Source organism: Pseudomonas sp. Leaf58, assembly GCF_003627215.1.
GTDB lineage: Bacteria > Pseudomonadota > Gammaproteobacteria > Pseudomonadales > Pseudomonadaceae > Aquipseudomonas.
In genome coordinates this window covers 248326-273672 of the sequence record NZ_CP032678.1, presented here as the reverse complement: position 1 = coordinate 273672, position 25347 = coordinate 248326, and the positions used below count along the sequence as shown (strand labels likewise).

General features: G+C 55.3%; 27 protein-coding genes. 26 read left to right on the top strand and 1 reads right to left on the bottom strand.

Going from position 1 to position 25347, the window contains the following annotated elements; all coding sequences use genetic code 11:
• The first annotated feature begins 51 nt into the window (after nt 1-51).
• The 26 genes from DV532_RS30500 to DV532_RS26535 all read left to right on the top strand — a co-directional run bounded on the left by DV532_RS30500 (nt 52) and on the right by DV532_RS26535 (nt 24999).
• On the top strand, nt 52-720 hold the full coding sequence (locus DV532_RS30500; RefSeq protein ID WP_156675954.1) for a hypothetical protein: 669 nt from the start codon (nt 52-54) through the stop codon (nt 718-720).
• Nucleotides 721-833: 113 nt separating this feature from the next.
• Nucleotides 834-2198 carry an efflux transporter outer membrane subunit gene (locus tag DV532_RS26655; RefSeq protein ID WP_236707505.1) on the top strand — a complete coding sequence of 455 codons (1365 nt, stop codon included), beginning with the start codon at nt 834-836 and terminating at the stop codon, nt 2196-2198.
• 17 nt (nt 2199-2215) lie between these two features.
• Complete coding sequence (locus DV532_RS26650) at nt 2216-2860, top strand: hypothetical protein (protein WP_162948997.1); 645 nt, start codon at nt 2216-2218, stop codon at nt 2858-2860.
• Nucleotides 2861-3182: 322 nt separating this feature from the next.
• A complete protein-coding gene (locus DV532_RS26645) occupies nt 3183-3764 on the top strand; it encodes a hypothetical protein (protein ID WP_120715438.1) in 582 nt (193 codons plus the stop codon).
• Nucleotides 3761-4423: a hypothetical protein gene (locus tag DV532_RS26640; protein WP_120715437.1), complete on the top strand. Its 663-nt coding sequence runs from the start codon at nt 3761-3763 to the stop codon at nt 4421-4423. The genes DV532_RS26645 and DV532_RS26640 overlap by 4 nt, the downstream gene beginning before the upstream one ends.
• A gap of 2 nt (nt 4424-4425) precedes the next feature.
• Complete coding sequence (locus tag DV532_RS26635; protein WP_056799357.1) at nt 4426-5712, top strand: hypothetical protein; 1287 nt, start codon at nt 4426-4428, stop codon at nt 5710-5712.
• A gap of 1 nt (nt 5713) precedes the next feature.
• On the top strand, nt 5714-7009 hold the full coding sequence (locus DV532_RS26630) for a hypothetical protein (protein WP_056799360.1): 1296 nt from the start codon (nt 5714-5716) through the stop codon (nt 7007-7009).
• Nucleotides 7010-8290, top strand: coding sequence for a hypothetical protein (locus DV532_RS26625; RefSeq protein ID WP_056799363.1), 1281 nt, complete (start codon nt 7010-7012; stop codon nt 8288-8290). It begins immediately after the preceding gene.
• A 2-nt stretch (nt 8291-8292) separates the two neighbouring features.
• Nucleotides 8293-9480, top strand: a complete 1188-nt coding sequence (locus DV532_RS26620) for a hypothetical protein (protein WP_056799366.1) — start codon at nt 8293-8295, stop codon at nt 9478-9480.
• Between the two features lie 82 nt (nt 9481-9562).
• Nucleotides 9563-10780, top strand: coding sequence for a hypothetical protein (locus DV532_RS26615; RefSeq protein WP_056799369.1), 1218 nt, complete (start codon nt 9563-9565; stop codon nt 10778-10780).
• A gap of 22 nt (nt 10781-10802) precedes the next feature.
• Entirely contained in the window at nt 10803-12026 is a 1224-nt protein-coding gene (locus DV532_RS26610; protein ID WP_056799372.1) for a hypothetical protein, read from the top strand.
• Entirely contained in the window at nt 12010-13224 is a 1215-nt protein-coding gene (locus DV532_RS26605; protein ID WP_156675955.1) for a hypothetical protein, read from the top strand. Before DV532_RS26610 ends, DV532_RS26605 begins: the two co-directional genes overlap by 17 nt.
• A 17-nt stretch (nt 13225-13241) precedes the next feature.
• The gene (locus tag DV532_RS26600) at nt 13242-13505 is read left to right on the top strand and encodes a hypothetical protein (RefSeq protein ID WP_056799381.1); all 264 of its coding nucleotides are present in this window, start codon (nt 13242-13244) and stop codon (nt 13503-13505) included.
• Complete coding sequence (locus DV532_RS26595) at nt 13489-13710, top strand: hypothetical protein (RefSeq protein ID WP_120715436.1); 222 nt, start codon at nt 13489-13491, stop codon at nt 13708-13710. Before DV532_RS26600 ends, DV532_RS26595 begins: the two co-directional genes overlap by 17 nt.
• Before the next feature lie 122 nt (nt 13711-13832).
• Nucleotides 13833-14105 (top strand): hypothetical protein, encoded by a 273-nt coding sequence (locus tag DV532_RS26590; protein WP_056799386.1) that lies wholly within the window; start codon nt 13833-13835, stop codon nt 14103-14105.
• A 137-nt stretch (nt 14106-14242) separates the two neighbouring features.
• A complete protein-coding gene (locus DV532_RS26585; RefSeq protein ID WP_056799389.1) occupies nt 14243-15622 on the top strand; it encodes a hypothetical protein in 1380 nt (459 codons plus the stop codon).
• Between the two features lie 2 nt (nt 15623-15624).
• A complete protein-coding gene (locus DV532_RS26580; RefSeq protein WP_056799392.1) occupies nt 15625-16920 on the top strand; it encodes a hypothetical protein in 1296 nt (431 codons plus the stop codon).
• Nucleotides 16921-17025: 105 nt separating this feature from the next.
• The gene (locus DV532_RS26575; RefSeq protein WP_056799395.1) at nt 17026-17514 is read left to right on the top strand and encodes a ProQ/FinO family protein; all 489 of its coding nucleotides are present in this window, start codon (nt 17026-17028) and stop codon (nt 17512-17514) included.
• 72 nt (nt 17515-17586) lie between these two features.
• Nucleotides 17587-18564 carry a hypothetical protein gene (locus DV532_RS26570; RefSeq protein ID WP_156675956.1) on the top strand — a complete coding sequence of 326 codons (978 nt, stop codon included), beginning with the start codon at nt 17587-17589 and terminating at the stop codon, nt 18562-18564.
• 17 nt (nt 18565-18581) lie between these two features.
• Complete coding sequence (locus DV532_RS26565) at nt 18582-19289, top strand: hypothetical protein (RefSeq protein WP_056799401.1); 708 nt, start codon at nt 18582-18584, stop codon at nt 19287-19289.
• 110 nt (nt 19290-19399) lie between these two features.
• Nucleotides 19400-20059, top strand: coding sequence for a hypothetical protein (locus DV532_RS26560; RefSeq protein ID WP_056799404.1), 660 nt, complete (start codon nt 19400-19402; stop codon nt 20057-20059).
• An 87-nt stretch (nt 20060-20146) separates the two neighbouring features.
• Nucleotides 20147-21511 carry a hypothetical protein gene (locus DV532_RS26555; RefSeq protein WP_056799407.1) on the top strand — a complete coding sequence of 455 codons (1365 nt, stop codon included), beginning with the start codon at nt 20147-20149 and terminating at the stop codon, nt 21509-21511.
• A 127-nt stretch (nt 21512-21638) separates the two neighbouring features.
• The gene (locus DV532_RS26550) at nt 21639-23009 is read left to right on the top strand and encodes a hypothetical protein (protein ID WP_056799410.1); all 1371 of its coding nucleotides are present in this window, start codon (nt 21639-21641) and stop codon (nt 23007-23009) included.
• Between the two features lie 2 nt (nt 23010-23011).
• Nucleotides 23012-23899, top strand: a complete 888-nt coding sequence (locus DV532_RS26545; protein ID WP_120715435.1) for a hypothetical protein — start codon at nt 23012-23014, stop codon at nt 23897-23899.
• Nucleotides 23900-24063: 164 nt separating this feature from the next.
• Nucleotides 24064-24291 carry a hypothetical protein gene (locus tag DV532_RS26540; protein WP_120715434.1) on the top strand — a complete coding sequence of 76 codons (228 nt, stop codon included), beginning with the start codon at nt 24064-24066 and terminating at the stop codon, nt 24289-24291.
• A 3-nt stretch (nt 24292-24294) separates the two neighbouring features.
• On the top strand, nt 24295-24999 hold the full coding sequence (locus DV532_RS26535; RefSeq protein WP_056799415.1) for a hypothetical protein: 705 nt from the start codon (nt 24295-24297) through the stop codon (nt 24997-24999).
• Between the two features lie 12 nt (nt 25000-25011).
• On the opposite strand, the gene DV532_RS26530 is transcribed toward DV532_RS26535, so the two are convergent.
• Nucleotides 25012-25311 (bottom strand): hypothetical protein, encoded by a 300-nt coding sequence (locus DV532_RS26530; protein WP_056799417.1) that lies wholly within the window; start codon nt 25309-25311, stop codon nt 25012-25014.
• Nucleotides 25312-25347: the final 36 nt, after the last annotated feature.

Genomic DNA, 25347 nt, shown 5'->3' with positions numbered 1-25347 from the left:
GCCAGCCCAGGCAGGGTAAGTACCTAGGAAACCCTCTGGAGTGCTGACGCCATGAAGCCCAGAAACACCCTGATTTCGGAAGCGACCCGCCAGGCGATCAAGGCCTGCCAGGGCACCCTGTCCCTGGCAGCTGCTGCAAAGAAATTCGGCGTATCACGGCGCAGCGTTGGGCGCATCTATCATGGTGGTGAACTCAGCACTACCCGGTGTAACTGTCAGGCGCATGACATCGATGCACTGCGCCAGCAAGTCGAAGCTTTATCCAAAGCCGTTTGGGCACTGACCAACAACCAGACATCCCATGCGCCGCAGCGGCTTCGCCGAATACTCAATCCGGAGTTCCATGGGAAATCATTCCCCGCTTCCGAGTTTAACTTCAGTTCGCCTTATCGCGATCAACCCAGCATTGCCCTGATGCGAGTCTATGGGGTAGATATCCCCGTTTCTTACCTGCAGGAAAAAGGCGATGAGCCCTGGTTCGTAGCCCAGCACCCCGCATCGCCAGAATGCTCGGTCTATCCCTACCCCGCTGCCGGGGACTCAGCTAAAAAACGTGAAGCCAATGAGCCGCCTCCGATCTACTGCGATCCACCGGCAGGCACGGCGTGTACCTGCAAAGATTGTCGATCCTGGCGAACAAGCTTGGCCCATGAGGAAGCACTACAAAGGGCTTACGTTCACGCTGTGGCCGTGCGTGCGGTCTTTCGGGGTCGCAGGTGACTGGGATCCGCGCTGGGCAATCCCGCATCTAAATTCCAATATAAGGCTAAACATTGTTTCGCTTGGAACAATGTGGGAAAATCCTTTGACTAATAATAAAAAGGATCGTCCCGGTGCCCCGCCTACTTCAACTGACACCTCTCGCCTTGGCGCTGGTTATGACTGGCTGTGCGCTCAATCCTCCCGCCAGCCCTGAGCCCGTCAAGCTGCCTGCCCAGTACCTCGCCCAAGCCAGTGAGGCTGATGCGGCCTCGGCGTCCGTGGTTAACTGGTGGAGCCGGTACCAAGACCCGGAGTTATTGAGGTTGATCGGGCTGGCCAACGCCCACAACCAGGACATCGCCGTCTCGCTTTCCCAGTACGACAAGGCCCTTGCCGTGCTGGGAGCCACTCGCTCCAATGAGCTGCCTTCGCTCACTGTAAACGCTGGATCTACCCGCGAATCGACCAACACCGCGAACAAGCGTGACCGCTCCAGTACCCATAGCGCGTCTGGCCTGGCCAGCTTTGAATTGGATATGTGGGGGCGCTTGAGTAACGCCACCAAGGCGAATGCACAAACTGCGGAAGCGGCGCGTGAGTACAGTCGGCATACGCAAAACCTCATTCGAAATGCCGTGATCCAGCAATACTGGTCGATACGTCAGCTGGACGCACTGGGTGAGGTGATTGCCAAGCAGATCGAGGCTCGCCGCCAGCAACTGACCATTTCCGAGCAGAAGCTCGCTTTCGGGGTCACCTCCGAGCTGGATGTTCAGCAGGCTAAAGCTGACCTGGCCAGCCTGGAGCGCAGTCGCATCAGCACCAAGACCAGCCGGGAAGGTTACCAGCAAAGCCTGGCCATTCTGGTTGGCATACCCGACCTGACGCTGTCAGCGGGCACCGGCATTGCGGAGCCCTTGATGGCGCCCACCATGGGGCTACCCTCGCTCCTGCTGCAACAGCGCCCAGATATCAAGCAGGCGGAGAATCAGCTGCAAGCGGCTGGCTTCGACGTGGCCGTGGCCCGTGCTGCCCTGTTCCCCTCGATCGGGCTCTCCGCCCAGGGCGGCGGCAGGAGCGCCTCCCTGTCCAGCCTGACCGGTGCCGGCTCATCGTTCTGGACACTGGGTTACACCCTTGACCTGCCGTTGTTTGACGGCGGGCTCAGGCTGTCCCAGATCGATCAGGCCAAAGCGGCCCAGCGTGAAGTGGCAGCGCTCTATCAAAAAACGATCCTCACAGCCTTTGCAGACGTCAACCAGGCCTTGATCGAAACCGAGGGCTGGAACAAGCAGACCCCGTGGATGCAAGATGAGCTGAGTGCAGCGCAGAAGGCCATGGATTTCGCCCTGCGCAAGTATGCCGTGGGCACCGTTGACTACTCGACCGTGCTGGATACGCAAAAAAGCCTGTTGGATGCTGAAAAATCGAGCGTGGAGATTCGTTATGGCAAGCTTATCAGCCAGGCGAACCTGTATTACGCCCTGGGGTTCTGACGAAAGCTTGGCCAGGGATGGCTTGCCTGCTGTATTTGTCGGTATATTGGTCAAAACCCAGGAATCTCACACCGATGTTCGATGATCCCCTCAGGCTTGAGCGTGTTAACCAGGCGCCAGGCAAGTACTACGCCCAGGCCCATCTGGAAGGTGCGCTGTACACCGAGCTAATCTGGCCATTGCTCAAAGCGCTAAAGATCGAGCAGCGTCCTTCGTATACCCAGCATCTGTGCAAGCTTTCTGGCATTTTCAGTACATCGGTCAATCCTGGGGATGTCACACGGCGTAAACGTGGCTTTGCAGTACTCAAGGAAGCACTGGATGACAGGATGCTAGCCAAGCGCGTGGTCTTTGATCTGCGGGCACCATGGGTTCAGGCATTACAGATCGATCAGGCGGGCGGCCTGCACTTTTTGAGCGTGATCCAGGGCTTCGGTACCCAGCCGTTCATGGATTTTCTCCTGCGCACGGTGATGCCTGAGCGGTGCCCAGGCTTCGTGGAGGCCATCAATGCATTCGTAAACCGTGAGAGCGTGATTGCTTCGATCGCTGACACTGCCTATTTTGATCGCCTTCATGCCATCTATGGCTGGCCCGAGCTGACCAACCTGCTTTCGGAAAGGGGGATGGCCAGCATGCTTGAGTGTGACCTAGGCCTTTAGTGCAGCATTCCGTTTGAGTGTCGTGCACCTGCTTGCTGGCCAGATATCCTGTGGCCTCTCTGCGGGCGCCAAAGACTGGGTGCGGGCTTTCTCGGATGAGTTGATGCGCATCGACGTGCTGACGACCCAGCTTAAGCGCAAAACCGCCTAACCTTCGGTCGCCCTCCCCGCACCAGACAGCCCAATCTTTGTTGGCTATGGCTATGCTGCCTGTGTAAGTCCCCAGCCATGGACGGCATCATTCACGCCGAGGCAGGCTTTCATTGCAGTGGCCCAGGCAATATCCCTATAGTGGAGGGAGAAAGAATCCAGGAGAATTGCGTTGATCACGCCCGCCCAACTCGACTATTTCGAGCAACTTCCTGTGTTGCCAGACGAACTGGGATTTTGCGAGCCCTTCGAATCCCTTTCCGCGATGGAACGCGCCGTTGAAATCTTCCCGGACTTCGTGACACTCATTCAGTCCCTGCGCCTTGCCACGGTGCAGCCGGGTTCACCGCTCTTTGGTCAGCATGTCTCGCTGACAGAGCGTTGGATTGCCATGCTAGCCAGGTCGCTGATGGAGGATGGGCCTCACCTGGATAGACTGATCCCGTTGACCTATCAAATGGTCGAGGCGTCCATCCAAGACCCACTGCCTAGAACCCAAGGGGAAATTGGCCTGGCTCAGCAGGTGCTGGAAGTCCTCAATCCGAACTCGCCTGCCAGGGCCTGGCTGGATGGCAACCTGGACAAGCTCGACCTGATGAAGAATGGTCGGATAGTCGATCAGTTCAACCTCATTTATCCGGATGTTTTTGTGAATCGGGTTAGTGACATGCTGGATGAGTTAGATCCCACCTTGCGGATCTTGTTCTCTATGCCAGAGCTCAGAACTCTGAGGCGCTGCGGCGATATCAAGTGAGTCTTAGTGAGTCCGTTCACCTCAAAGAACTGGCTCATAATGACCCCATCAGGCTTGCGGTTCTAGGTGAGGATGTTAGTGCCAACGAGTATGCAAGGCGCCTCAAACTTCTAGCCGATCACTTTGCACGCCCTCTCCAGGCCGTGGAAGCCTCTGGGGGTATCTCCGCTGAAGAATTCATTCGCAAAAGCGTGCGCGCATTCAAAGGGTTGTTGGATCACATGCCTGGCTTCTGCATGGAGGATTTTAACATTGATCTTTACGCAGTGCTGCGCGATGGCAGGTACATCACTACAAGTTACAAGGAAAATGTAGCGGTCTTTCTAAGCGCGCTGGGCGATATCGGAGCCGATATCTGCCGGCTGGCGGCTTCAGTCGTAGGCGGTAGTTGGGGTGTCGGGCGACTGGATGCTGAGCAGTACGGCAGGTTTGTCACTCAAGCCGTGGATGCGTGCAACAATGATTTGGATATCAAGGTCAGCACCTTGCTGTACCGTGAATTCCTCATGCGAACGCCCGAAGAAAATCTGCTCAATGCAAACCTCGGTGACAGAGAGTGGGCGTTCCTTTACAAGCTCAGGCCTAGTCCTACCTTCCTCCATAAAATCCAGGGTGAGCATCATCTTGAGGGTGTGCTTTCTGGGGATCTGGGACTGTGACCATGACCGAAACATTTACCAACCACACAGAACTCCTTCAGCGCCTGTATGAAATCCGTGTTACGGTGCACAGCTGGTCAACCACCACGACCGAGATTTCCGCAGCTGCCCCATGCACGCACTTGTTCCGCCAGATCAAGCATCTGTATCGAGATGGCCTGCAGGCTCTGCACAGCATTGAACAAGCGCCCGAGGATCGACGTCAGGCGATGCGCCAGAGTCTGGCATTTGTCTATGGCTGCACCGAATACGATGAACTCGCCTTGATGGTCAGGTACCACGGCGACATTGCAGCCTTTGGCCAGCAAGCGCCGGAATTTCTCAATGACATCCTGCAGTTCGCCGGCAGACAAAAGGACAACAAGCGTCTTTCTGGCAGGCCGAAAAATCGGGCGGTGTGCGAAGACCTCCATCCAGGCGACGAGAACGCCCTCACCCTCGGAAGCCTGCTGGCGCAACCGCTCGGGACGGCAAGACTCCTTTCAGTGTTCGGACTGGCTAAAAACATTCCCTTTGTCGCCCAGTACATGGCGATCGCCGAGCAGGTCGATAAAGCTGGCCTGGAGAAGGTCGTGCACTGCTTCGCTGAAAAACTGAGCGACTACCCGTTTGAGTTTTCCAAGCGTGACGGGGAGTCACTGGCATTCAGACGTCAGCTGTTTGGTGGCGAGATCACCTCGACCCATGAGTGTGCACACCGGATCCAAGCCATTGCCCATACCATGCATGGCACGGGTGATGGTTATCCCCGTGTACGTATGACGAACGATTTTGAGGCGTTGGGCCACAGCAAGCTGTCCGTGGATGAGCTGTTTGACAGCATCTATGCCGAAATTGCCTACCTTGAGAATGACCTCGACTGGGGTGAGGCGCCGACCAAGAACAGTGAGATTCCGACTGTCGATGAGCACTTTTGCCTGACATTGCAGGGCGTCTTTACCCGCCAGGGGGTGGATCACCGCACTTACCTGGCGCCCTGGTTGCTTGAAGGCAACCTCAACGCTTGGCGCGCCAAGAGCAAGCCAATCACCGATGCGCACTGGCTCGACCGTGAGATCATCCGGGCCGCCGCCCTGCAGCAAGATGCCAATTCAATACAGCACAATCGACGACAGGCCCGCCGTATGTACTGGATCAAGAACTTCAGTGAACAACATTGCCTGACCCTCTGTGAGAATGACGATCAGCTGATGACCTGTTTCCGCGCCACCGGGCATCGCAACCTGGCTCAGGCCTTGCGAGGCGAGTACCACCTTGAAGAAATTCTTTCCACCGAGCTTGGGATGTAACATGAGCAAGCTAGAACACGAACTCCACAAGAGCCTGATGCAGATCCATGATGAATGCGTCAGCAGCGCTGGGAAATTACGCTTGTCCAATCAAGCCGCTCTGTGCGCCGATATGCTGCGTAGCATCCATGAGGTGTACCCTGACCTCAAGCAGGCCTTGGACGACCTGCAAAACGCCCCTGAAGCCCTAAGGGGGCACCTTCGCAATGCCCTGGCGGGCGTTATCGGTTGCAGCCACTACGACACGTTCCACTTCGCCAGGCGCTACCACGCTCAAATAGCCCTGCTGGGGCGAGAAGAGCCTGACTTTTTGAGGAATGTGCTGGAATATGCGCAGAGCGCGGCAGGCAATTACCGGCTATCAGGAACATCCAGCCAGCGGCTGGAGCTGATTGAGGGTGAGTCACCGGATGTCATCCTGGGTAGCCTGCTGGCCCAACCAGCTGGGACAATTCAATCCCTTGAATTTGATCTGACATTATTGCGGCAAAATCTTCCGGTGGTGCAGGAGTACGTGGCGATCGCCAAGGTATGCGACCCCTATGGGCTCAAGGCGATGCGGGACAACTGCAGAAATGCCCTGGAGCAGCATCCGCTTGATCTGGGCGTTGCTGACGGCTCTGGCATGGCCCTGCGTCGAGTATTGTTTGATGGAGAGCTGATCACCCCGCTGGAATGTGAAACTAGGTTGAAGACCGTGGCTATGGCGCTGTTTGGCGGCAGATCGAGGGTCATTCCACAAGAGCTCGCTGAACACCTGGCGGCGGTGGGAAGCTCGCCGGAGTTCATGGAGCACTGCTTTATCAATGATCTGTACCGGCACCTTCAGGATCAAAGCACCGATTACGACCTGACAGACCCATGCGAACAATCTTTCAAACCCGGTTCCATCACCACCCAGGCCGAACAGACCAAGGTGTTGAAGCAATTTTTGATCAATCAAGGAATGGACTACCGCGTCAAGATGGCGCCCTGGATTTTGAGTTGTGACAACTTCGGGCAATGCCTTGAGATGAGGAGCAAGTATGCGCATGACGAGCGTTGGCTAGATCGCGAAGTCATCCGCGCTGCAGCCGAGTGGATGAAGCGCGCAGTCGACAAGGACGCCCCCAGTCGAGCGCAGGCCCGGCGTTATGGCTGGATCAATACCTTAAGTGAGCGGGATTGCATCAACCTCTGCCAGGATGAGCACCAGCTGATGGCGTGCTTCAAGGCCACTGGGCACTCCTCGTTTGTCCATCGCATAAAGTCTGAGCAGTACCACGAAGAAATTCTGTCATCCGACCTGGGGATCTAAATGTCATACCCACTTGAACACCGGTTCGCAGGCGGTACCCGCCAGGATTGTTACCAGAGCAAAGACAGCCTGATGGCATTTGCTCGATACTCCCTTGCCGAAGTCATGGAGGCGATTGATCAGCAGGTCGCGTGTGATCAGTGGGTGGAAAGTCACCTCGCCCGCCAAGGCGTCACTGCCCCCACGCCCAAGCAGATCGACATGGCACAAATACGCCTGGTGGAAATGCTGGCCATCAGCCTGGCGTTCGAGCACCCCGACTTTCCCCGTGTGATGGAATTCGTCCAGCGGTGTGAAGCCGAGCTGTTCGTGGATCTGCCTGAAGGAGGGCTTGGCTTTTTGCCCTATCAGTCCAATGCCTTGATTCCCGCCTACCTGGGTAAGCCGCTCTTTTACTTCGTCGAAGGGTTGTGTGAAGAGCTCGGCACCACAGGCTCGCCCTTCAATCAGCGCCCTTCCATTCGTAATGAAGATGGGAGTCTGCGCGATGTCTCGCTGTACTGCCGCTACCATGGGCCACAGTGGGAAGGATCATTGGATTACCTCGCCCAAAAGAACGAGATGGACTTGATCGCCGCCCTGCACAATGCCAACCTGCTTGACCACCGGGAGGTGATGCAAGCCCTACTTACCTGCAGCCGTGCGCATCTGCCCGACCTGCGCTTCACGGTCACAGGTTCCTACGAGCTGGGGAATGAGGAGGCCTCCCATCGTTTTCGCGAAATGTTGCGTGTGGCCGCAGCGCCGTCGACCCACACACGCCTGCCCGCAGAGCACAGCGTCGCCTTTATCGATGAGCAACTGAATCTACTGTGGTCGAGCAGCTACCAGCAAAACCAGTGGATTTTCGATTTCTATGCAGTCATGGGCGAGACTGACAAGAACAAAGGAGTGTTCCGCCTGGATAACCAGAAATTGCTGGAGAACACCTTCCGCACTTTGATGCAGATGAGTCCTGACTTCTATCGCCACCTGGCCATATCGCTGATGGGTGTGCCGGCAGGCCAGGCCCTCTCCACTAGCTTCAATCGCACGGCGTTTTCTGACATCGCCAACCGCGCCTTTCTCAGGGCCCTGACCGGCAATGCCTACGGCGTGTCTTCGGACTTTGACATCAAAAAGGCCATGGTCATGCAGGTTGGGGAAGATGACTTCCATTTCAATGGCTACACCAGCCGTGAACGGCGCGAGCTGTACAAGCTGACAGGGTTTCAGCCGCTCCTGGAAGAGATGAGCTCAACCGACCTTACCGACTCCATGGAAGCAGATCTGTGCCTTTGACCATGAACACCATTCAGGATCTTTTTATCTCGCTTACCGATTTGAACTTCCAAACCAAAAGGGCTAGTCGTGGCGAGCTGGCAGAAAACTCCCAGGCGTTGATGGGACGAATTTTTGTCGTGTTCGGTGGGATCGACCCGGTGCTAGACGCCATTGCGCTGGAGCCCGAGGAGAGGGCTGAGAAATTATCGGCAGGGCTATTTGCGGCTATCCGATGGGCCTTGCAGCACGAAGGTCTGTATTTCAGGGAGATCCTAGCCTGGGCATATCAGGATGCGGTAGCTGAGGAACATCGACTATTGAGCCCTGTGCGCCTTTCGCAAATCAAAGAGAGGTTGGGGACAACATCGTTCGGGACTACAAGCCTGCAAAAGCATTATCTGTTCTCAGATGACTCAACGCTGCGATACCCAGCCAAAGAATACTGTGCATTTTTTGAAGGAAGGGTGACGGACGATCTCGCCTTTGCCTACCACAAGAAGAGCGATCATTTTGAATGGCAATTCGCCGAGCTAAAAGACAGCTTGGGTGAAACACTGTTCGCAAGCCTCAAATCCAGCATCCTGCGAGTAGCCATTGAAGACCACCTTGCCGTGAACGATCCACGCTTCGCACTCCTTTTTGAGGGCGAGCAGGACTCGGCCTTGATTTCAGAGCGGATGGCCGAGGTCGTTAAAGACCTCTCTGACCCCATCGTCATTGAGTATGCACTGAACATTACCGACAAATTGATCCAGCACATTCAGGCCACAGAGGTTGGTCAGGATTCGGTCGTAGCCGCGTTTGTGCATCATCTGGACTTCGAGGCCAATATCGACCTGGGGTTTTCTCTGGAATTCCATTTCCAGCCGGCCTCCCACTTCATTCAAAAGCTGCGCACAACGGGGATTGATTTCAATCCGGTTTTCACAGGCTTGTTGGGGATGCCGGCTGAGACTACTCCCACGGCCCTGGTGGAAGCAGTGGCTGAGCGTTTGCCCCAGATCCCCAATACGCAATACCTGAAAAAGCAGGATGTCTGGCTGGGTGCGTTTATCGATGCTTACCCTGTCGACCAGCTGCTGGCGATGGAGCTGGACTCGAAAACCACCTCGCGCTTGTACCGCATCAAGGGCGATACCCGGCTTCGGGACAAGACCACCGACCCGGATTACCTGGCTGACCTGCTGGCACAGGACATGGGTTTGTAAGGTCAATCGCTAGGCGTCGCTGGGTTTGACCGGGTCGTACGGCACACTCAATAATGGTGAAAAACTGAATCCGGAAAATCCAATGCGTACCCAGGCCAACGAAGAAGTGCTGAGACAGTCCTACATCAGGCGGGTGCTGGACTTTTGGCAGTTGTATGTCGCCAATCAGCAAAGCCAGGATCATTCGAGCACGGCGGCCCATGCGATTCTTCTCGCCTGCGACCTGCTTGATGACTACGTGCATATTGGCAACATCGCAGCAACCTTCCAGCCCGAGCTGCGAAACGACGACTTTCAGAACGGGGTTTTTGGTGCATTCACGAATGCCCTGGCCATTGAGCATGATCGTCTGGATCAGCTCCTAGAGCAGGTGCACCTGGATTATAACGGGCACTACCCTGCTCAATTGCTGGCTACCAACCCGGCCCGCACGGCCATGATGACCTATTACCCAACCCGCGCAATGATTGGCGATCAGCTCAAGCCGCAGCTGTGGGACAGTCAGGGCAACCTGCTGCACAATTCAGTGCACTTCATCACGACACGAAAAGCCAGTGTTGACAGCCAATTGTACAAGTTTTATCAAGAAAATGGCCCGGCGATCTTGAACGTCATCAACATGCTGCCAACCCTGGATGCTTCCATTGCAGATATAATTGTTAGTAGCCTGAAATCCTCATTTTCCATCGATCATGTGGCGGTTAATGATCCTCGGCGACTCGCCATGGCCAGCTATCTGGATGTCAGCGATGAGTTCAACGATCGCCTGAAAATGATCATGATGGGACTGAAACACGAGCGACGAGTGCATGGCTCCGCGATTGACCGACTGTTTGATATTTTTCAATTCCTGAATGCTCAGGAAAAGCAACATGCCCTGGAGACCTTTGAAGCCGACCTTAGTGTCAGTCTTGAGATGAAAGACGACTGCGTCGACTACAATTCCGCTGTGCATGCTTACTCGGTTTTGCTGTCAACAGCCTGTCAAAATGGTTTCGATGCGGACAAATTCTTTGCCAAGCATTTTGAAGCCAAAACCCACCGCAATCATGATGTATTTGCCAAGGTGGCGGCGGCGTTGCCCGCTAAACGTGCCGATGCCTATGTCGGTGAACCGGTTTGCGCGGTGCTCTGTGCCGCATTTCTGCTGAACAAAGATGACGATGTCCTCTTGGCCAGCGACCTGAACGGAGATGCCTTGCTGAGTCTGTACATCCTCAAGGGGGATGAGCGCTACAAGGACGCATTGCGCACGCCAGAGAAGGCCGATTTGCTGCTTGCCAACGAGCTGGGGCTGTAAACGGATGAACACTGAAAACACAATGAGCACCCAGCAAGCCAGCGCAGCCCTCAAACAGTCCTACGTCAAGCGCGTGCAGGACTTTCGGCAGCTGCATATCGCCAACCGAAAAGCACAGGAGTACTCCAGCACGATTTGGAGCGCGATCCTGCTCGCCTGCGACCTGCTGGATGATTATGGGCACATTGGCAACATTGCCGATACCTTCCAGGATCAATTGCAGGACGAAGACTTTCAATTGGGAATATTTGGAGCGTTCATGAACGCTTTGGCTATCGAGCACGAGCGCCTGGATCAAATCCTGGAGCAGGCACACCTAGAGCACAGCAAGCATTACCCCACACAGATCTTTGCCATCAACGCTGCTCGTACCGCCATGATGACCTACTACCCAACGCCGCCGATGATCGATGAGCGGCAAAAACCAAAGCTCTGGGACAACCAGGGCAACCTGAAGCACAATCCCGTGCATTTCATTACCACGCGAAAAGCCAGTGTGGACAGTCAGTTGCAAGCTTTTTATGAGCAAAATGGCCCTGCGCTGCTCCGTGTCATCAGCTCTCTCCCCGAGCTGGAACCGTCATTTCGCGAGAATGTGGTTAAGCACCTGTGTGACCTCATGTCTATGGGGCATGTGGCGATTGATGACCCGCGCCGCATGGCCCTCCTTGGGCACCTGGATGCCAGTGAGGAATTTACCAATCGCCTGCACATGATCATGAGGCGATTGAGCCAAGAAGATGGCTGGACTGACCTTCCTTCTGCTGTTGCGCGTTTATTCGATTGCCTTCAGGCGCTGGATGCGCCTGTTAAGCAATCGGCATTGGCCCGCATATCGCAAAACCTGTTTGAGGAAATGGTCGATGATGGAAACTTTGTTGACTACGCTGGCGCCATCCATGCTTACGCCGACTTCCTCGGTAAAGCGCGGTCGCATGGGTTCGATGACCTCGATTTTTTAGCAACGCATTTTCAGATGAAAGCCCCGCGCAAACAGGACGTGTTCAGGCGTGTTGCCGCTGAGTTGCCTATCGGAAATAGCAGTGTCTTTGTTGGAGAACCTGTGCGTCGGGTGCTGTGCGCGGCTTTCCTGCTGAATCAGGATGACGATGCCCTCTTGGCCAGCGACTTGAGTGGTGATGCCTTGCTTTGTCTGTACATGCTCAAGGGTGATGAGCGCTACAAGGACGCGTTGCGCACGCCCGACAAGGCCGACGTGTTGCTCGCCTATGACATGGGGCTCTAGGATGCCCACAAACTTAGAACGCCGGCAGGCGGCCTTCCTGGCCAGGATCAAGGACTTTGCCTATGTCGAGGCTGTCCATGGCAGCGGCGAAACCCATGTTCAGATGGCCATGGAGGCCGTATGCCTGCTCAACGACCTGCTGGATGCCTATGAGAACCTGGATGTCATCAGGGCGCTATTCATGCCGGCATGGCTTCGCCACGACCATGAAGACAAAGAGGCCGAGCAAGGATTCCTGGCGCTGCTCAAGTTTTCGTTGATGGTCAACCATGAGCGCTATGATGAGTTCCTCGCAGAGATCCATCAGCACTTTGCCGGCCAATTGACTACCAATCACATTCATGAGCCGGGATACGCCATGCCCGAAGCAGATGTCCGTCGCATTCCCCAGCTCTGGGATGACCAGGGAAATCAGCTGCATAACCCCACGGCGTTCATCTCCCTCAATCCATTGGCCGCCCAATTACAGCTCAATCAATTCGTGGCTGAAAATGGCGAGGCCATCAGCAAGGTTATTGCCTCGCTGTCCACCCTTGAGCAAAGGCCAAGCGAAAGAATCGCTGATACTATCTTGTTCAAGCTGATCGACCTTGATGTGACCATGGACGACACTCGCAGGCAGGGGGTTTTGCCTTTCTGCAGCGCGCTTATCGAGTGTCAAAGGCGCTTGCTGAAGGTCATGAAAGCGCTGGATACGAATAGCAGTGAAGACAAGCTCCGTGCCACCATCAAGAATTTCTTCGCCATAGCAGGCACCCTGTGCAAAGAAGACCAGGAGTGCATGATACTTGAGATACATGAAAGCCTGGTCGCCCTGGATTGCACGTTGGACGTGACCCTCAATTCCAACAATGCCGTCCCAGCACATGCCGCATTCTTGCAGGCTGCGGAAAACTATGGCTTCAACCTGGATGCATACTTTCTTCTGACCAGCCCCTCTGCCTACAGCGCTGTCATTACCACTTGCGCAAAATGCCTGGTGAACAAGCCATTCGACCAATACGCGGGCGTCGATGCTGGGAGCGTTATAAGTGCGGCCTTTTTGTACCTCCAGGAAAGCGAGCAATTACTCACTGCCGACCTAGATGCCGACACCTTGCTGGCGCTTTACCTGTTCAAGCGCGATAACAGGTTCAAACAGGCGCTGCTCACCCCTGGGCGGGCTGATACCCTCCTGGCCCATGAGCTGGGCATGTAAGCCCGAGAGGACGAACGATGAGTAATGCAGAGATCCTCAAGCTGAATTTCTTGAGTCGCGTAGATGAGTTCACCGCACTTAGGATTGCCAATCAGCAGTCCAACCATATCCATGAAACGGCGCTGGCGGCGGTGGTGTTGTTCGGGGACATGCTCGACACCCATAAAAATATGGGTGGGATCGAAACACATCTGGGCGAAGGTTCGCCGTGCCACAACCAGAAGGACATGTTCGCCCTTGGCATGCATGCCATCGCCATAGAGCATGAACGACTCACATGACTGTTACGCTGACGAGACTGCGTTCGACATCCTGAGGGCGTCCTACCTGTACCTGCAAGACACGGAAGCGCTGCTTGCCAGTGGGTGCAGCACCGATGCCGTGCTGGCGCTGTATGTCCTCAAGCGGGATGAGCGCTTCCGAGAGGTCTTGCTGAGTCCTGACCGAGTGGATACGTTGCTGGCGCACGACCTGGCATGTGATTAGCCCATGATCAGCCCCCAAATGCCCTAGATAACCTTGGCGGAGCGCCCGTAAGTGTCCGTCTTGATCAGCCGGCTGCTGCACCAGCATAATTTAAATAACAAAAACAACACAGGCCCACTACCATGGCCCATGAAGTCCTGCTCAAGAAAATCGAAAGCGCCGATACCCTGGTCGACGCACGTTATGCCCCGGCTTCCTATGATGTGCTGGTCAATGGCATCAAAGTCGGCACCCTGGTGGGCAAGTTCAAAAGCGCCAGCAGCAAGGCCCACTGGCATGACCTCAAAGACCTCGATGGTCGCTACGCCAGGGTTACGGTCGGCGTCCGGGGTGTAGCTCGCGAGCGCCTGGATCGCGAGGCCATCCGTTTTTACGAGATGCTGCAGCAATCCTGAGCGAGGCCGTTTTTGCCCACAAACGGCAGCCTCAACGCCTGCCAAAACATCGGGGCAGTGTTGTACAAATCAATATTGCATTAATCCGTGTCAGCTGAGAGACTGTCGCCACTTTTATCTGACCCAGTGTGACAGCCATGCACCTGACCCAAGCACAAGCCGACCTCATCGATGAGTTGCATCGGTTCACCAACGTCATCGAACCGTTTTCGAAGCAGAGCAAGGTTGATTGCGCTGACTTCATGCTGCGGGTGCTCGACCAGTTCGGTTCATTGGCGATCTATCACCAGGGTATTCATGAGCACAATGGCGCCTACGTGAGGCAATTTGATGGTATTGCCCGAACCCGCCTCTTCCTGTCACTGAGCTTCGAACACCCTGGCCTGGACAAAATCCTAGACGCCTTCATGGAAGACCTGGGTGCTGAACACTCAACCCTGGCCACCACCTGCAGTGATGATAAATACCTGGCATCCACAGACCCCGAGGATCTACCGATTTTGGTGGGGCAAGATCTCAAGATTCCCCATCGCCTGGAGATTTTGAGCTGGATCTTTCCCACGTGGGTCAACCAGGAAATTGACCGCTATTTCCAGGAGGCCGCCACGGGCGATCAGCGTTTTTTGCAATTCCAGCGCTGGATGACCAAAGCGGTGCGCCCGAACAGCCTTGAACTTCTCACCACCGCACACCGCAACATGGTGCGGGCTTTCTGCAGACTGGGCGTCGAGAAAACCATGGTAGCAGTGCATGCAGTGGATTGTCCGCTGACAGATCGTCGCCGCTGCTCCATCCTTGGAGCCGTACCGACTGCGGGGGAGTGCTTAAAACGTCTCGATAACGTGCTGGCCTTTTTCACCAGCAGAAAGTACCTGGACTTGGCCTCCGAAGCGTCAGTCGAAGCCGCATCGGCGGCAGTCTCCGTCTATGCCGAGATTGTCCACGCCTGCGGTGATGTGTCGCCCAACCTGTTGGGCCAGCACCTTATGACAGTCATCAGAAAACAGATTGTGAGGTTCTCGGTGGAAGCCGAAGAGCATTTGACCGAATTTCAAACTGCTGTTGCTCAGCAGCTTGCGACAACTTTGCGTGGAGTCACACAACAGGAAATTCACAAAGCCCTGGATCCCCTTCCCAATGCTGGGCCTAATGTGATCGATTTTCTTTATTTCAAGTATCAGCCTTTGCACCGTCTGCTCGAAAACTTGGGTTTATCCCCTGCGATCCTGCTTGCCAATGCACTGACTTCACCTGGAGATCCTGGCATCAAGAGCGAGACGGATGCATTGGTCATGCTCATCACAACGATGCCCAGCCTCAATGGCCAGGTTGATGCGGCCATGCTCTGGACGTATGGCATCCTCCGGATAGCTGGAGTGGATCGGCTGCTGGAATTGCCACTGCCTGACGCAGATCGCTTCAAGCTCTACTTGGCGTTCGATGACAAGCGGCTGCGCGACATCATCGTTGATGACTGCGTGTTGGAATCCGTACTCGTCCATGAGTTGGGGCTTTGACAATGGCTGCAAACGATCGAAAAAACCTGGCCAAGCACCTGTGCTATCCACACGGGCACGGCCTGGCGGGTTCGGAGGCGCCCGAGCTTTGCGCCCTACCCCAATTGGCCCCAGTTACCCTCCCAGTCAGCATGCACTGCCGGCAGGAGGGCGTGCGCTTCATTTTGCAGGCGCTGGAGAAACACCATTCCTTCGAGGGCTGTCTACAGGTGATGCGGAGGATGGAGGAACATGACTACAACTCGCTCATGGCCAAGTTCGTGGGCCGGGTCAAGCTGGCGCTGTCGTATGAGCACCCAGGTCTGGCCCGGATCATGAAAGCCTTCAGGGCCTACGAGGACAAGCATCCCGCGCTGATTGATCTGGGTGATCAGGAATGGCCGGCCCTGGTAATGAAACTGCCTGTCGAGCAGCGGCCAAAGCTGTTCGATGATGAGCAGCAGCTTCGCTATCACGCCGAAACATTCCAGCATCTCTACCCGGCTTTGCTGTACCAGACCATGGATGACCTTTTCTGCGAAAACCCTGCCGGATTTTCGCGGGCCATGGCGAATCTGCTGGCACAAGGGAGCCGTCCAGGTGGGGCACTGACCCGGCGCTACCAGAAGGTCGCCGATTCGCGCCATCTCTTTCAGGATGATGTTCGCCGCAAGGCGGTGTGGGAAGATCAATTTCCGGCCATGCATGTCTTTGAAATCCGTGATCGGTTCGACCAGGTCTGGAAAGACATCCTGAGCCCGAAGAATGGGTTGGCGGACACAGCGGTAGCCGCGTTTGTTTCTATTTCAGCGCCTCGCGGGCGCAGCGGCGAAGACTATGAGTTTCGCAAGGTGTTCGATCAAATCAGCCTCAATACAGAGGACGAGTTTGCCTTTCCTCTGGCGGGTATTCCGGCGCTGCATGCCCTGATGGATTACGCTGAAAGCCGTGGCGTCAATTTCCATGAAATCGTCACCAGCTTGGTACGCTCGCCATCCGAATCGAAGCTGCTACCAGGATTGGCTAAAGACCTCTATCAGCGATGTCAGTCACGTCGCGAACCCACCCTGGCAGATCGCGCTGCAGACTTGCTGCAGGTGCTTCCTGAAGATCCGGTGTCACCCACTCGACAAACGCAATGTTCGGTGTGGCTTAACGTCCTGCTGCGGCGGATACCGATTGAAACATGGTATAGCCTTAAATTGAATGATGACCAACTTTTGAAGCTTTACCGGCACCTGGGTGATGCGCAGTTCCTGGTCAGGGTCGAATCGACTGAACGCCTCGATGCCGCCCTGGAGCATGACCTCGGCCTCTAGCACCGGCGCTATCCATCTGAGCTGAAAGAAAATTTTCTGAATTCGGCCTTTGCAATGTATCGCTTATAGCATATATTGATCGCACACCGAACAAGGAGAACGAGCATGCCCGCCAAGAAAAAGCTGTCGCCGGAACAAATGGAGCAACTGGTCAAGACCCTTGCTGCGTTCAACGAGCATTTCCCCAAGGCGTTCCCCAAGAAAGGCGAACTGCCGGTGAGGCCGCTGGCGATCAGCATCAATCGCCAGATCATGGCGAAGGTCAAGGAGCAGCAGCTTGGCCTGACCTGGAACCAGGTACGCATTGCCCTGGCATACTGGTGTTCGCGCAAGTTCTACCTCAATGCCTTCAAAAAGGCGACGCACCGCATCGATCTCAATGGCGAGGTGGCTGAGTCCCTTACCCCCGAGCACCAGAAGTACGCGAAAGAGCGCTTCAAGCGCCTCATGAAGCGCAGCGAAACCAAAAACCACGAAGCGCCAACGAGCCTGCAGAATGCACAGTCGATCAATGACGAGCAGCAGGCGGCAGAGAAGGCTGACCATGACGCCGCCATGGATGAAGAACTGCGGCTCATCCACGAAGCCTCTTGATTGTTGGCTGACATTCACCCAGAAAACAGCGCCATTCCAAGGCGCTGTTTTCGCTTGCAGTTGAACGATACCATGCCCCACCACATCACAACCCCCGCCCCTCTGGATAGGCACCGTCCAGCCAGTGAACAACCCCAGCCGGTGTCCCGGCATGGCCTCAAGATGCTGGCAGTCGAGATGATGAATCCAGCCTTCACGGATTACCTGTCGATTCAGGAGCTCTACGCCCGTCCCGATGCACTGCAATGCCTGCAAATGCTTTGCGACACGGGCCTTTCCAATCTGGATAAGGCAGTAAAACAGACCTTGGGCAAATTGTTGGTCTGCTCGTGGGGCGATGAAGCGGCTTTGCTGCGCCAGGCCCTTGGGCTCGGTGATTTCATGACGCTGTGGGAGGTCTCTGAGCGTTTCAATGACGCCTTTCGCTTGGCAAGCCCAATGCCTTCGCGGTTGCGCCCAATACATGAGTTGCTGTTGACTACGCCAGAGCAGGCGGTTGATGCGCAGTTGGAGGCGGTTAGCAGGAACACAGATTACTTGCGCAGCATGGCGCAAATAGACCTGCAAAATCTGACCCGAACGCTGTCCGTTAACATTGGTTTTAGCGGGGTAGTGCGAGAAGACCTTGATAGTTCACTCAAAGCGGTCAACAGGCTGGCTCGGCTCATGGGGTTTGTGCTCAAAAAAATCCCTCAGGCAGCCGAAATCATTTCGATGGCCCTGCTGTGTGACGGTCGTTGCTCTGCTGGGGAAGCCTTCTGCAAGCCCGACTGGGAGGAATCGAACATTGAAGCCTGGTTCAATAGCCTCGCCAATTTTGCCTTGGATGACCGTACGGGCAAATATTCCTCCCAGCAAGTTATCAGGACATCAAAAGCCCGGCTGCTCACCAGTCTGATCCTTTCAACCCCCGCTTCCACGCTCAATCAGGCCTTGCATGAGCCCTGGCAATGGCAGTTCGCCTATGAGCTCACTGGGCATCTCGAACTGATCGAAGCCATGCCAGCCAATCAGCGTGAAGAAGCACTGGCAGTTGATCTGGGCCTCTAACGACAAAGGAGTTTGCGATGGAACCTGAAATCTCTTCATTTCTGCATACCGTTTTGATCGGCTGCCTGTGCGTGGGATTCATTTCTGCGGTTATATCCCCTGCCTCAGAGACCGCTGGCAGGTTCGCACTGACGGTGGTGATGGCCATTCTTGCCGGTATCGGCTATTCCATTTACCTGTTCGGCGCCATGGCGGTCTTGAAGGTGGTCGGCTACTTTGCAGGCCTGATCATATCCATGCTGGCCATCGGTTTTTTGGTGTCCGTGGTGCGCAGTCGGCGATCCGATCGCACCTTCAAGTTCCGCCAGGCCGGGGTTGTTGAGCGCTTTCCATCTGCCACGAGGTTGGAAATTCATCGAATCTGCGTTGCACTGGATCGTGGCAAGACACTGGATGACTTCAAGTGGGATGGTGAGCGAGTCATCCTGGGTGAGGGCGAGAACGCCAGAATCGCGGGGTCTCGCGGATGGGTTTCCATCAATGCCCCCACCCCGGACTATGTCTACCTGGCCCAGCAAAAAGAACTCGACTTCAGGCTGCAGAGCCTAGGGGTAAAGCTGTCTATAGCCGATCACCATGCTCTCTGTGCCTTGCTCTACTTCAACTGGGAGGTTCTGGAGATGACGGTAGACGGTGAACGCCACGCGCTGCTGGCTATGCTGGGGCGCCGGGCGGATACCCGTTACGAGCGCTACTCGCTTCGCATGGCTGAAAGCACTGCCTAAGGGATAAACCAGCTTCAACGACGCTGAATACAAAAATGCGAAAGTGACTGTGTAACTAGGTGCACACAGCCAGCTCGGTGCTCACTTATCTTTGATCTTGAGGTGACTTCGTGGGACTTGAGGTGGACTGGCACATTTATTTAGCGCTTTCAGCCATTGCAATGATCGCCTGCTTTCATCCTGCAGGGATGTGGTTGATCACATTGATCGGCATCGTCGGCACATTCGCATTGGCACTTCGGGATAGTGAAATCATTGGGGTTCTTCTGGTGCTGGTAGGTTGTGCGAGTTTTTTGGTCATTATGATCCCCGTTACCAAATTCTTTATGAGGCGTGCGGCGCGTAATCTTGAGATTCGAAAGGTATTGGCAGACAAGCGGTTTCCGCTCGCATCGGATAATGAAATCCACTGTATGGCGAAAAAACTCGGGCGCGGACATCGGCTGACTGACTTCATATGGGATGGTCAGCGGGTAATTCTATTGACGGGCATTGATTCCCAAGTTGTGGCTGGTCATGGTTGGCGCTCGCTGAAACGACGAAAACCTTTGCGCCTCTATACCGCTCAAGAAAAAATCCTTCAATTCAGGCTTGCCCTGGCTGGTGCCACACTTAGCCGAGAATCCCATAATGACTTATGTGTTCTGCTCTACTTTAATTGGAAAATTGTTAATTTGACTGTCTATCCCGATAACAACACAATGGCAGCCGCCTTGCGGCGAAGAGGCGAATCCCGCATTGAGCATTACCCACTTCAACCGCTCCGGTAAACATGTGCACCCTGACCGCGAGTCAACCTTGAACAGCTAGCTTCCAGCACCCTATAGTGGAGGTATATCAGCTCAAGGAAAGTACCCATGACAGCCCCTCGGCCCCTGACGCAACAAGCGATTCGTCAATTCAACTCGATGGTCAATCGAATCCTCATGCATCAGGATCGCTACCGGGTGGCCCAGAACGAAATCCCCGCCATCACCATCTTGCTTGAGCAACGGGGATTGAGCAAAGAATGCGCCGAGTGGTTCACATCGCTCAAGGCGAGCGGCAACACGCTGGCCCAGGCGTGCGAGCAAATCGGTATATCGCCCGATGACATCGCCTTGAGCAAAACCCTGTGCATGGCCTTCCTGGATGAGCATCTGCGCGAACAGCTGATCGTCACACTGGCTGACGAAGTTGAGTTCATTCATGAATTCGGCCTGGTTAAAGCTTATGAAAACCTCTCCAATTCCTCTGTCTTCCATTTGTCAGCCAGAAATCTTGAAAATGATTTCCCTAGATGGAGCCTGAAAAACAAAAGCACCTTTATTGAGCCCATCCCATGCACAGCATTTGTACCCTTGGATTTCTCGCTTGAGGGGAGTGCTGACCAAACGGCTTTGCGGGCCACCCTTCAACCCAGTCAACTTGCCAGACAAGTTTTTATCGTTTTAAGCAGTCGGGAACATGGTCGAATTGATGTCAGCATTTGCATCAACGAACTGAAAAACCTGGAGGCAGCCTGCCGCATTCACATCGAGCTGATTCAAAAAACCGCAAGGGAATTCCTGGAGCGGCTTCCGTTGCAAGGCAATGAAATACTGCGCCTCCACGTCATGGGCGACAAGTCACCTTCGCTTACCGAGCTCAGCACCAAAACGCTCGACATGATGCACGGCATGGACACCCTAAATTCCTTAAGCGACATGAAAAAGACGTTCGACAACCTTGTATTTGGCGCGCTGTCGAATCAGGAGTATTTCCAGCATTGCTTTGCATGTGATTTAGAAGACGCGTTACGAGTCAGTGTCGACGATGAGTACAGGGACTTGCAGGATGAAATCAAAAATGGCAAAGAAACACTTGCCGGGTTCACGTATGGCTTCAGGCTGATGAGAGAGCATGGATTACCGCTTGATTGGATCTTGTTGCGTTGTGCGTGCACCCTGAGTGCAGGCAACGCTCAGGATGTTATAGGCTCGGAGGGCGCAATCAAGTATTTACTCCATGAGTGTGAAAAATTGGGGCCGGGCGACCCGATGCGCCACCTTGGCTCTGTGTCCGCACAGTATATGCTAGCAGGTGTCCTCAGTCACGAGCCCGAGGTCATTCTTCAGGCCGTTGGCACGAAAGAACATCAGGCCAAGATGCTATATGACGTGTCTGGTGACAGGCGCCTGCTCAACGCTGTTCGCTCTGAGAAGTTGCGAGAAGAAATCCTCGCCGTGGACATGGGGTTGTAACTGCCTGGTGGGCATCAAGCGTCCACCTAACGATATTCACCGTCACCAACTGCCCGAGGTCTTGCGGCCTTGGTTTGAGACGGTCTCCCCCCGTATCATGGATAGCATAACCACTCGGGAATCCACCATGCGCGCACCCAGCTCCCTTTCCCAGCAAGCCGTCGACCAGTTCCACTCAATGGTCAACCGCACCCTCACCCACCGTGAGCGCTATGACATTCATCCATCTGAAATCGAATCCATCACGATTCGGTTGGAGCAAATCGCGCTGAGCGATGAGTGTGCGCAGTGGTTCCTGGCAGCTAAGGCCAATGGTCATACCCTGGAGCACCTGTGTAACGTTTTGGGTATCGCCCCTAATGACAAGGCACTGGGTTTCACGCTGTGCATGGCATTTCTTGATGAACACCTGCGCGAACCGATGATCAGCGCTTTCGCGGCGGAGGGCGAGTTTCTGCACAAGCATGATGTGCTGGGTCAATTTGAAAGTGAGCATCGCAAAGTTGCGTGGCAGTTGAATCAAGGTAACCTTGAAACCGACCTGCACTATTGGCGCATCCGCGAGTCAAAGACCAAACCCAGGGCTGCCATGCCCTGCAAAGCCTACATACCGATGGCCTTCACCTGTGAAGGCGATCACGCAGAGACCGCTCTGCGGGGGCTGCTCCTTCCCCAAGAGATCCTGCTCGCCGTGAATGCCCTGTTTAGCCAGTTCGAAAAAGAAAAGATCGACTCGCAGCAATGCGTTGCTCAGCTGCGCTATTTCGTACAAGCATTTCCTTTTCAGGCGCACATCACCCACTGGATCGCCAAGGAACAACTCCCCAAGTATCCATTGGCTGACAATGACCCACTTCGAATCATGGTCATGGGTAAGGAAAAGCCAGGACTTACTGAACTGAGTAACCGGGTCGAGGCACAGTTGCGCAAGGCTGGAGAGGCCACGCGACCAGGGGCTGCATTCGATGCAATCAAGCATGTACTACATGTGAGCGCCAGCAATGACTTCTACCTGAACAACTGCCTGGCTGCCGACCTGATCGAAATTATCCGGGGGCACCTGGGTGAAGACGAAGTAGATCCAAACCCAGCGGTTGTTGGTGGCCAGTCGAAGGTGCTGGAGTTCGCCCAGGGCTACAAGCTGCTGCGCGATTTCGGGGTAGGCCTGGATCTGGTGCTGCTGCGTGGGGTGTGCGGCCTTATGCCAGGTCATGCCTACGATCTTCTGCGCAAAGGCCCGCAGGCTGTTATCAAGCGCCTTCTGCACCACTACACAGAACTGGATGACACGATTACCAAGAACTTCGCCACGCTCACCGCCATGCATCTGCTGGGCGGGGTGCTGAGTCATGACCGAGGCACGCTCATTCAGGCACTCGACAAGGACGAGAAGCTGGCGCGATTGCTCTATGAGGCTTCAGGCGAGACACGCTTCCTGGACATCATTGAAAACGAAGAAATGCGGCAGGACATTCTTGCCCAGGATCTGGGGCTCTGAACATGATGGGTATCATAAGGCCTTTGCCTATAGCCACGGTCTACGATGCGTCGATCGAGGCGCTCTGCCTGGATTCGCCCGACCAATGTGTCGAGCTGATCATCACCGCGCTTGTGCACAACGGCTTGACGCTGCTGCAGATGAGCCAGCAGCTGGAAGAGCGATTCCCGTCGCTGCTGGGCATGACCGACAATGCCAGGCGCTGTGAAATGCTCAATATCCTGGTGGCAGCCGCCCACTATCCAGGCGACCACACCCTGGACATCATCGAGGCGGCGTACAGGGGGCTGAGCACAGCGGATAATGTGCGGCAGGAATTGAGAAGCCGCATGGACGGTTTCATGCCTCGGATCGATCAGCTGACGGCTGGCTGGGGGTCACTGGAAGACGCCTGCCTGGGCTTTCGGCGGCTCAGCATCATGGATGTCCCGACCCAGCGCGAGTGGGTCAAGAAGTATGAATCCACCCTGGGGAACATTGAGCGTGATCTAGGTTTGTGTATCGATCACGATGACACCAAGCGCGTCATCCTCCTGATGAACAACTGTGGCAAGCGCAAGCCCCACCGCAGCGCCCTTGTGAGGCTGTTCTACACTCGTGACGACACCCTGGCCCCCAACACCCGGAAACTCTATCTGGGGCAGTCGGAACCGCAGGCTGAAGAGGTGTTCGCCCGCATCCTTGCGCCATCAACAGCCTCAACCATGCAGGCACCTACCAGCAGTTCCAGCCACCAAGCAGCGTTCCCGCTGATTTTGTGGAGCGACATGCCGACTTGCTCTGGTACACCATTGCCCAGGCGATGGGTGACAGCAAGCCTATTCAGCGAGCTGAGGCTCGCAACGCCCCTGCGCCTGCCTGCACGGCGTCGATCGAACAAGCGAGCCTAGCCCTCACCTTTTTACTCAAACAGGGCCCAAGTCCCTTTGCAGGCCTCTGGGCAGCCCAGGTCGAGGGCTACAACCTTGGCAGCATCGAAAACCTCAAGGCTAGCGTTGACTTCGCCTCAGGGATAAAGCACGTGTTTACTAGCCTTGGCCGAAAGGTTCACTACATGGCAGAGGACGGCACCCTGTTCCCAGCCCTGGTTGGCGATGCGAAATCGTTCGCCATGATCAAGGCGATCGGAGAGCACTTTGGGCCCGAATGGCTCGCCCCCCTCGTCACTAGAGACAGCCAGCGCGGTCTGCTTTATCGAGTGACCGGAGATAACCGGTTTCTGAATCACCTGATCAGCGAGGTGGCGCGCAGCAACCTGCTGGAATCGGACATGGGCCTTTGATCAATGACTCAGCCGACCGATGAAGTCTATCATCTCGACATCCGTTTCGATGATCCCCGGCGCACCCGCCTCCTGGGCTTCGTTGCCCAACCCCATGAGTGCCGAGCGCGCTTTGAATTGTTGATCCACTACGTGGCGTTTACGTACGCGCGCATCCCCGAAGCCCCTCAGACCGCCGCATTCAAGCAATACATGGATAACTTCAAGGGGCTATTGGACAATTGCCCCATCCTTCAGCCGGCACTCTACCATCAAGCCTTGGTTAATTACCTGAGGTCTGAGTCAGGGGCGCTGTCCACCAGGCGACGCGCATTTTCCGAGCACGAGGCAGATGCCATCGTGAAGACCGCCTTCCCTGCCATCATGTCACTCGCGAATGTGGTAGGTGTAAGCATCGATGCAGCGGTGCACGAATCCATGCTAACGCCCTATGCGGCCCGATACGAACCGAGAACACCCCTGTCGCATGCTCAGTCCCTGCAGGCCCTGATCAACCTCATGCCGGTACCCTGCCAGAAACACCTGGTTCTACGACTGTTCACCCAGGGGCTGCTCATGGAGGGCGATCCCAAGTCTTTCCTTGGGTATGAACTGGATAATGCCACCCTGCATAAACTCTACCGGGTGTTCGGAGACCAGGCGCTTCTGAATCAGATCCGAGAGGAACGCATACTTGAAGACAGCTTGACGCTTGACTTGGGGCTCTAGAGTCGGACGTGTCTACACCACGCTTTCGCCAGACTGCCCCAGCGCAACTTGAGCCCTGAGGCTCTCCAGCTCGGAAATAAGCTCCAGGATCACATCCGGGTTTGTCCCGGCGATGTAGCGAGCCACCGTCTCAGAAACACCATCGGTGCGCTGACCCAGCTGGGCAACGATCATCGAATTATTCAGCTTTGGGTTGTTGACACGAACAATATGCGTGTAAATATCACTGTTCTCCTGGTAATGCCACGGGTCGCCTGGATGGGCGGCCTTGGCTGCCGCTGCCGACTTTTTCAGTTGACTGTAATCTTTCACGAATGCCTCCTAGGTGCACAGATTGGGATTGTCTGG

Coding starts and splice junctions, on each gene's coding strand:
- DV532_RS26585 (WP_056799389.1), top strand. CDS start 14,243: ATGCACCTGACCCAAGCACAAGCCGACCTCATCGATGAGTTGCATCGG.
- DV532_RS26580 (WP_056799392.1), top strand. CDS start 15,625: ATGGCTGCAAACGATCGAAAAAACCTGGCCAAGCACCTGTGCTATCCA.
- DV532_RS30500 (WP_156675954.1), top strand. CDS start 52: ATGAAGCCCAGAAACACCCTGATTTCGGAAGCGACCCGCCAGGCGATC.
- DV532_RS26605 (WP_156675955.1), top strand. CDS start 12,010: ATGACATGGGGCTCTAGGATGCCCACAAACTTAGAACGCCGGCAGGCG.
- DV532_RS26615 (WP_056799369.1), top strand. CDS start 9,563: ATGCGTACCCAGGCCAACGAAGAAGTGCTGAGACAGTCCTACATCAGG.
- DV532_RS26650 (WP_162948997.1), top strand. CDS start 2,216: ATGGCTTGCCTGCTGTATTTGTCGGTATATTGGTCAAAACCCAGGAAT.
- DV532_RS26635 (WP_056799357.1), top strand. CDS start 4,426: ATGACCGAAACATTTACCAACCACACAGAACTCCTTCAGCGCCTGTAT.
- DV532_RS26590 (WP_056799386.1), top strand. CDS start 13,833: ATGGCCCATGAAGTCCTGCTCAAGAAAATCGAAAGCGCCGATACCCTG.
- DV532_RS26630 (WP_056799360.1), top strand. CDS start 5,714: ATGAGCAAGCTAGAACACGAACTCCACAAGAGCCTGATGCAGATCCAT.
- DV532_RS26565 (WP_056799401.1), top strand. CDS start 18,582: ATGGAACCTGAAATCTCTTCATTTCTGCATACCGTTTTGATCGGCTGC.
- DV532_RS26545 (WP_120715435.1), top strand. CDS start 23,012: ATGATGGGTATCATAAGGCCTTTGCCTATAGCCACGGTCTACGATGCG.
- DV532_RS26535 (WP_056799415.1), top strand. CDS start 24,295: ATGACTCAGCCGACCGATGAAGTCTATCATCTCGACATCCGTTTCGAT.
- DV532_RS26555 (WP_056799407.1), top strand. CDS start 20,147: ATGACAGCCCCTCGGCCCCTGACGCAACAAGCGATTCGTCAATTCAAC.
- DV532_RS26625 (WP_056799363.1), top strand. CDS start 7,010: ATGTCATACCCACTTGAACACCGGTTCGCAGGCGGTACCCGCCAGGAT.
- DV532_RS26550 (WP_056799410.1), top strand. CDS start 21,639: ATGCGCGCACCCAGCTCCCTTTCCCAGCAAGCCGTCGACCAGTTCCAC.
- DV532_RS26610 (WP_056799372.1), top strand. CDS start 10,803: ATGAGCACCCAGCAAGCCAGCGCAGCCCTCAAACAGTCCTACGTCAAG.
- DV532_RS26570 (WP_156675956.1), top strand. CDS start 17,587: ATGCCCCACCACATCACAACCCCCGCCCCTCTGGATAGGCACCGTCCA.
- DV532_RS26620 (WP_056799366.1), top strand. CDS start 8,293: ATGAACACCATTCAGGATCTTTTTATCTCGCTTACCGATTTGAACTTC.
- DV532_RS26600 (WP_056799381.1), top strand. CDS start 13,242: ATGAGTAATGCAGAGATCCTCAAGCTGAATTTCTTGAGTCGCGTAGAT.
- DV532_RS26575 (WP_056799395.1), top strand. CDS start 17,026: ATGCCCGCCAAGAAAAAGCTGTCGCCGGAACAAATGGAGCAACTGGTC.
- DV532_RS26595 (WP_120715436.1), top strand. CDS start 13,489: ATGAACGACTCACATGACTGTTACGCTGACGAGACTGCGTTCGACATC.
- DV532_RS26540 (WP_120715434.1), top strand. CDS start 24,064: ATGGCAGAGGACGGCACCCTGTTCCCAGCCCTGGTTGGCGATGCGAAA.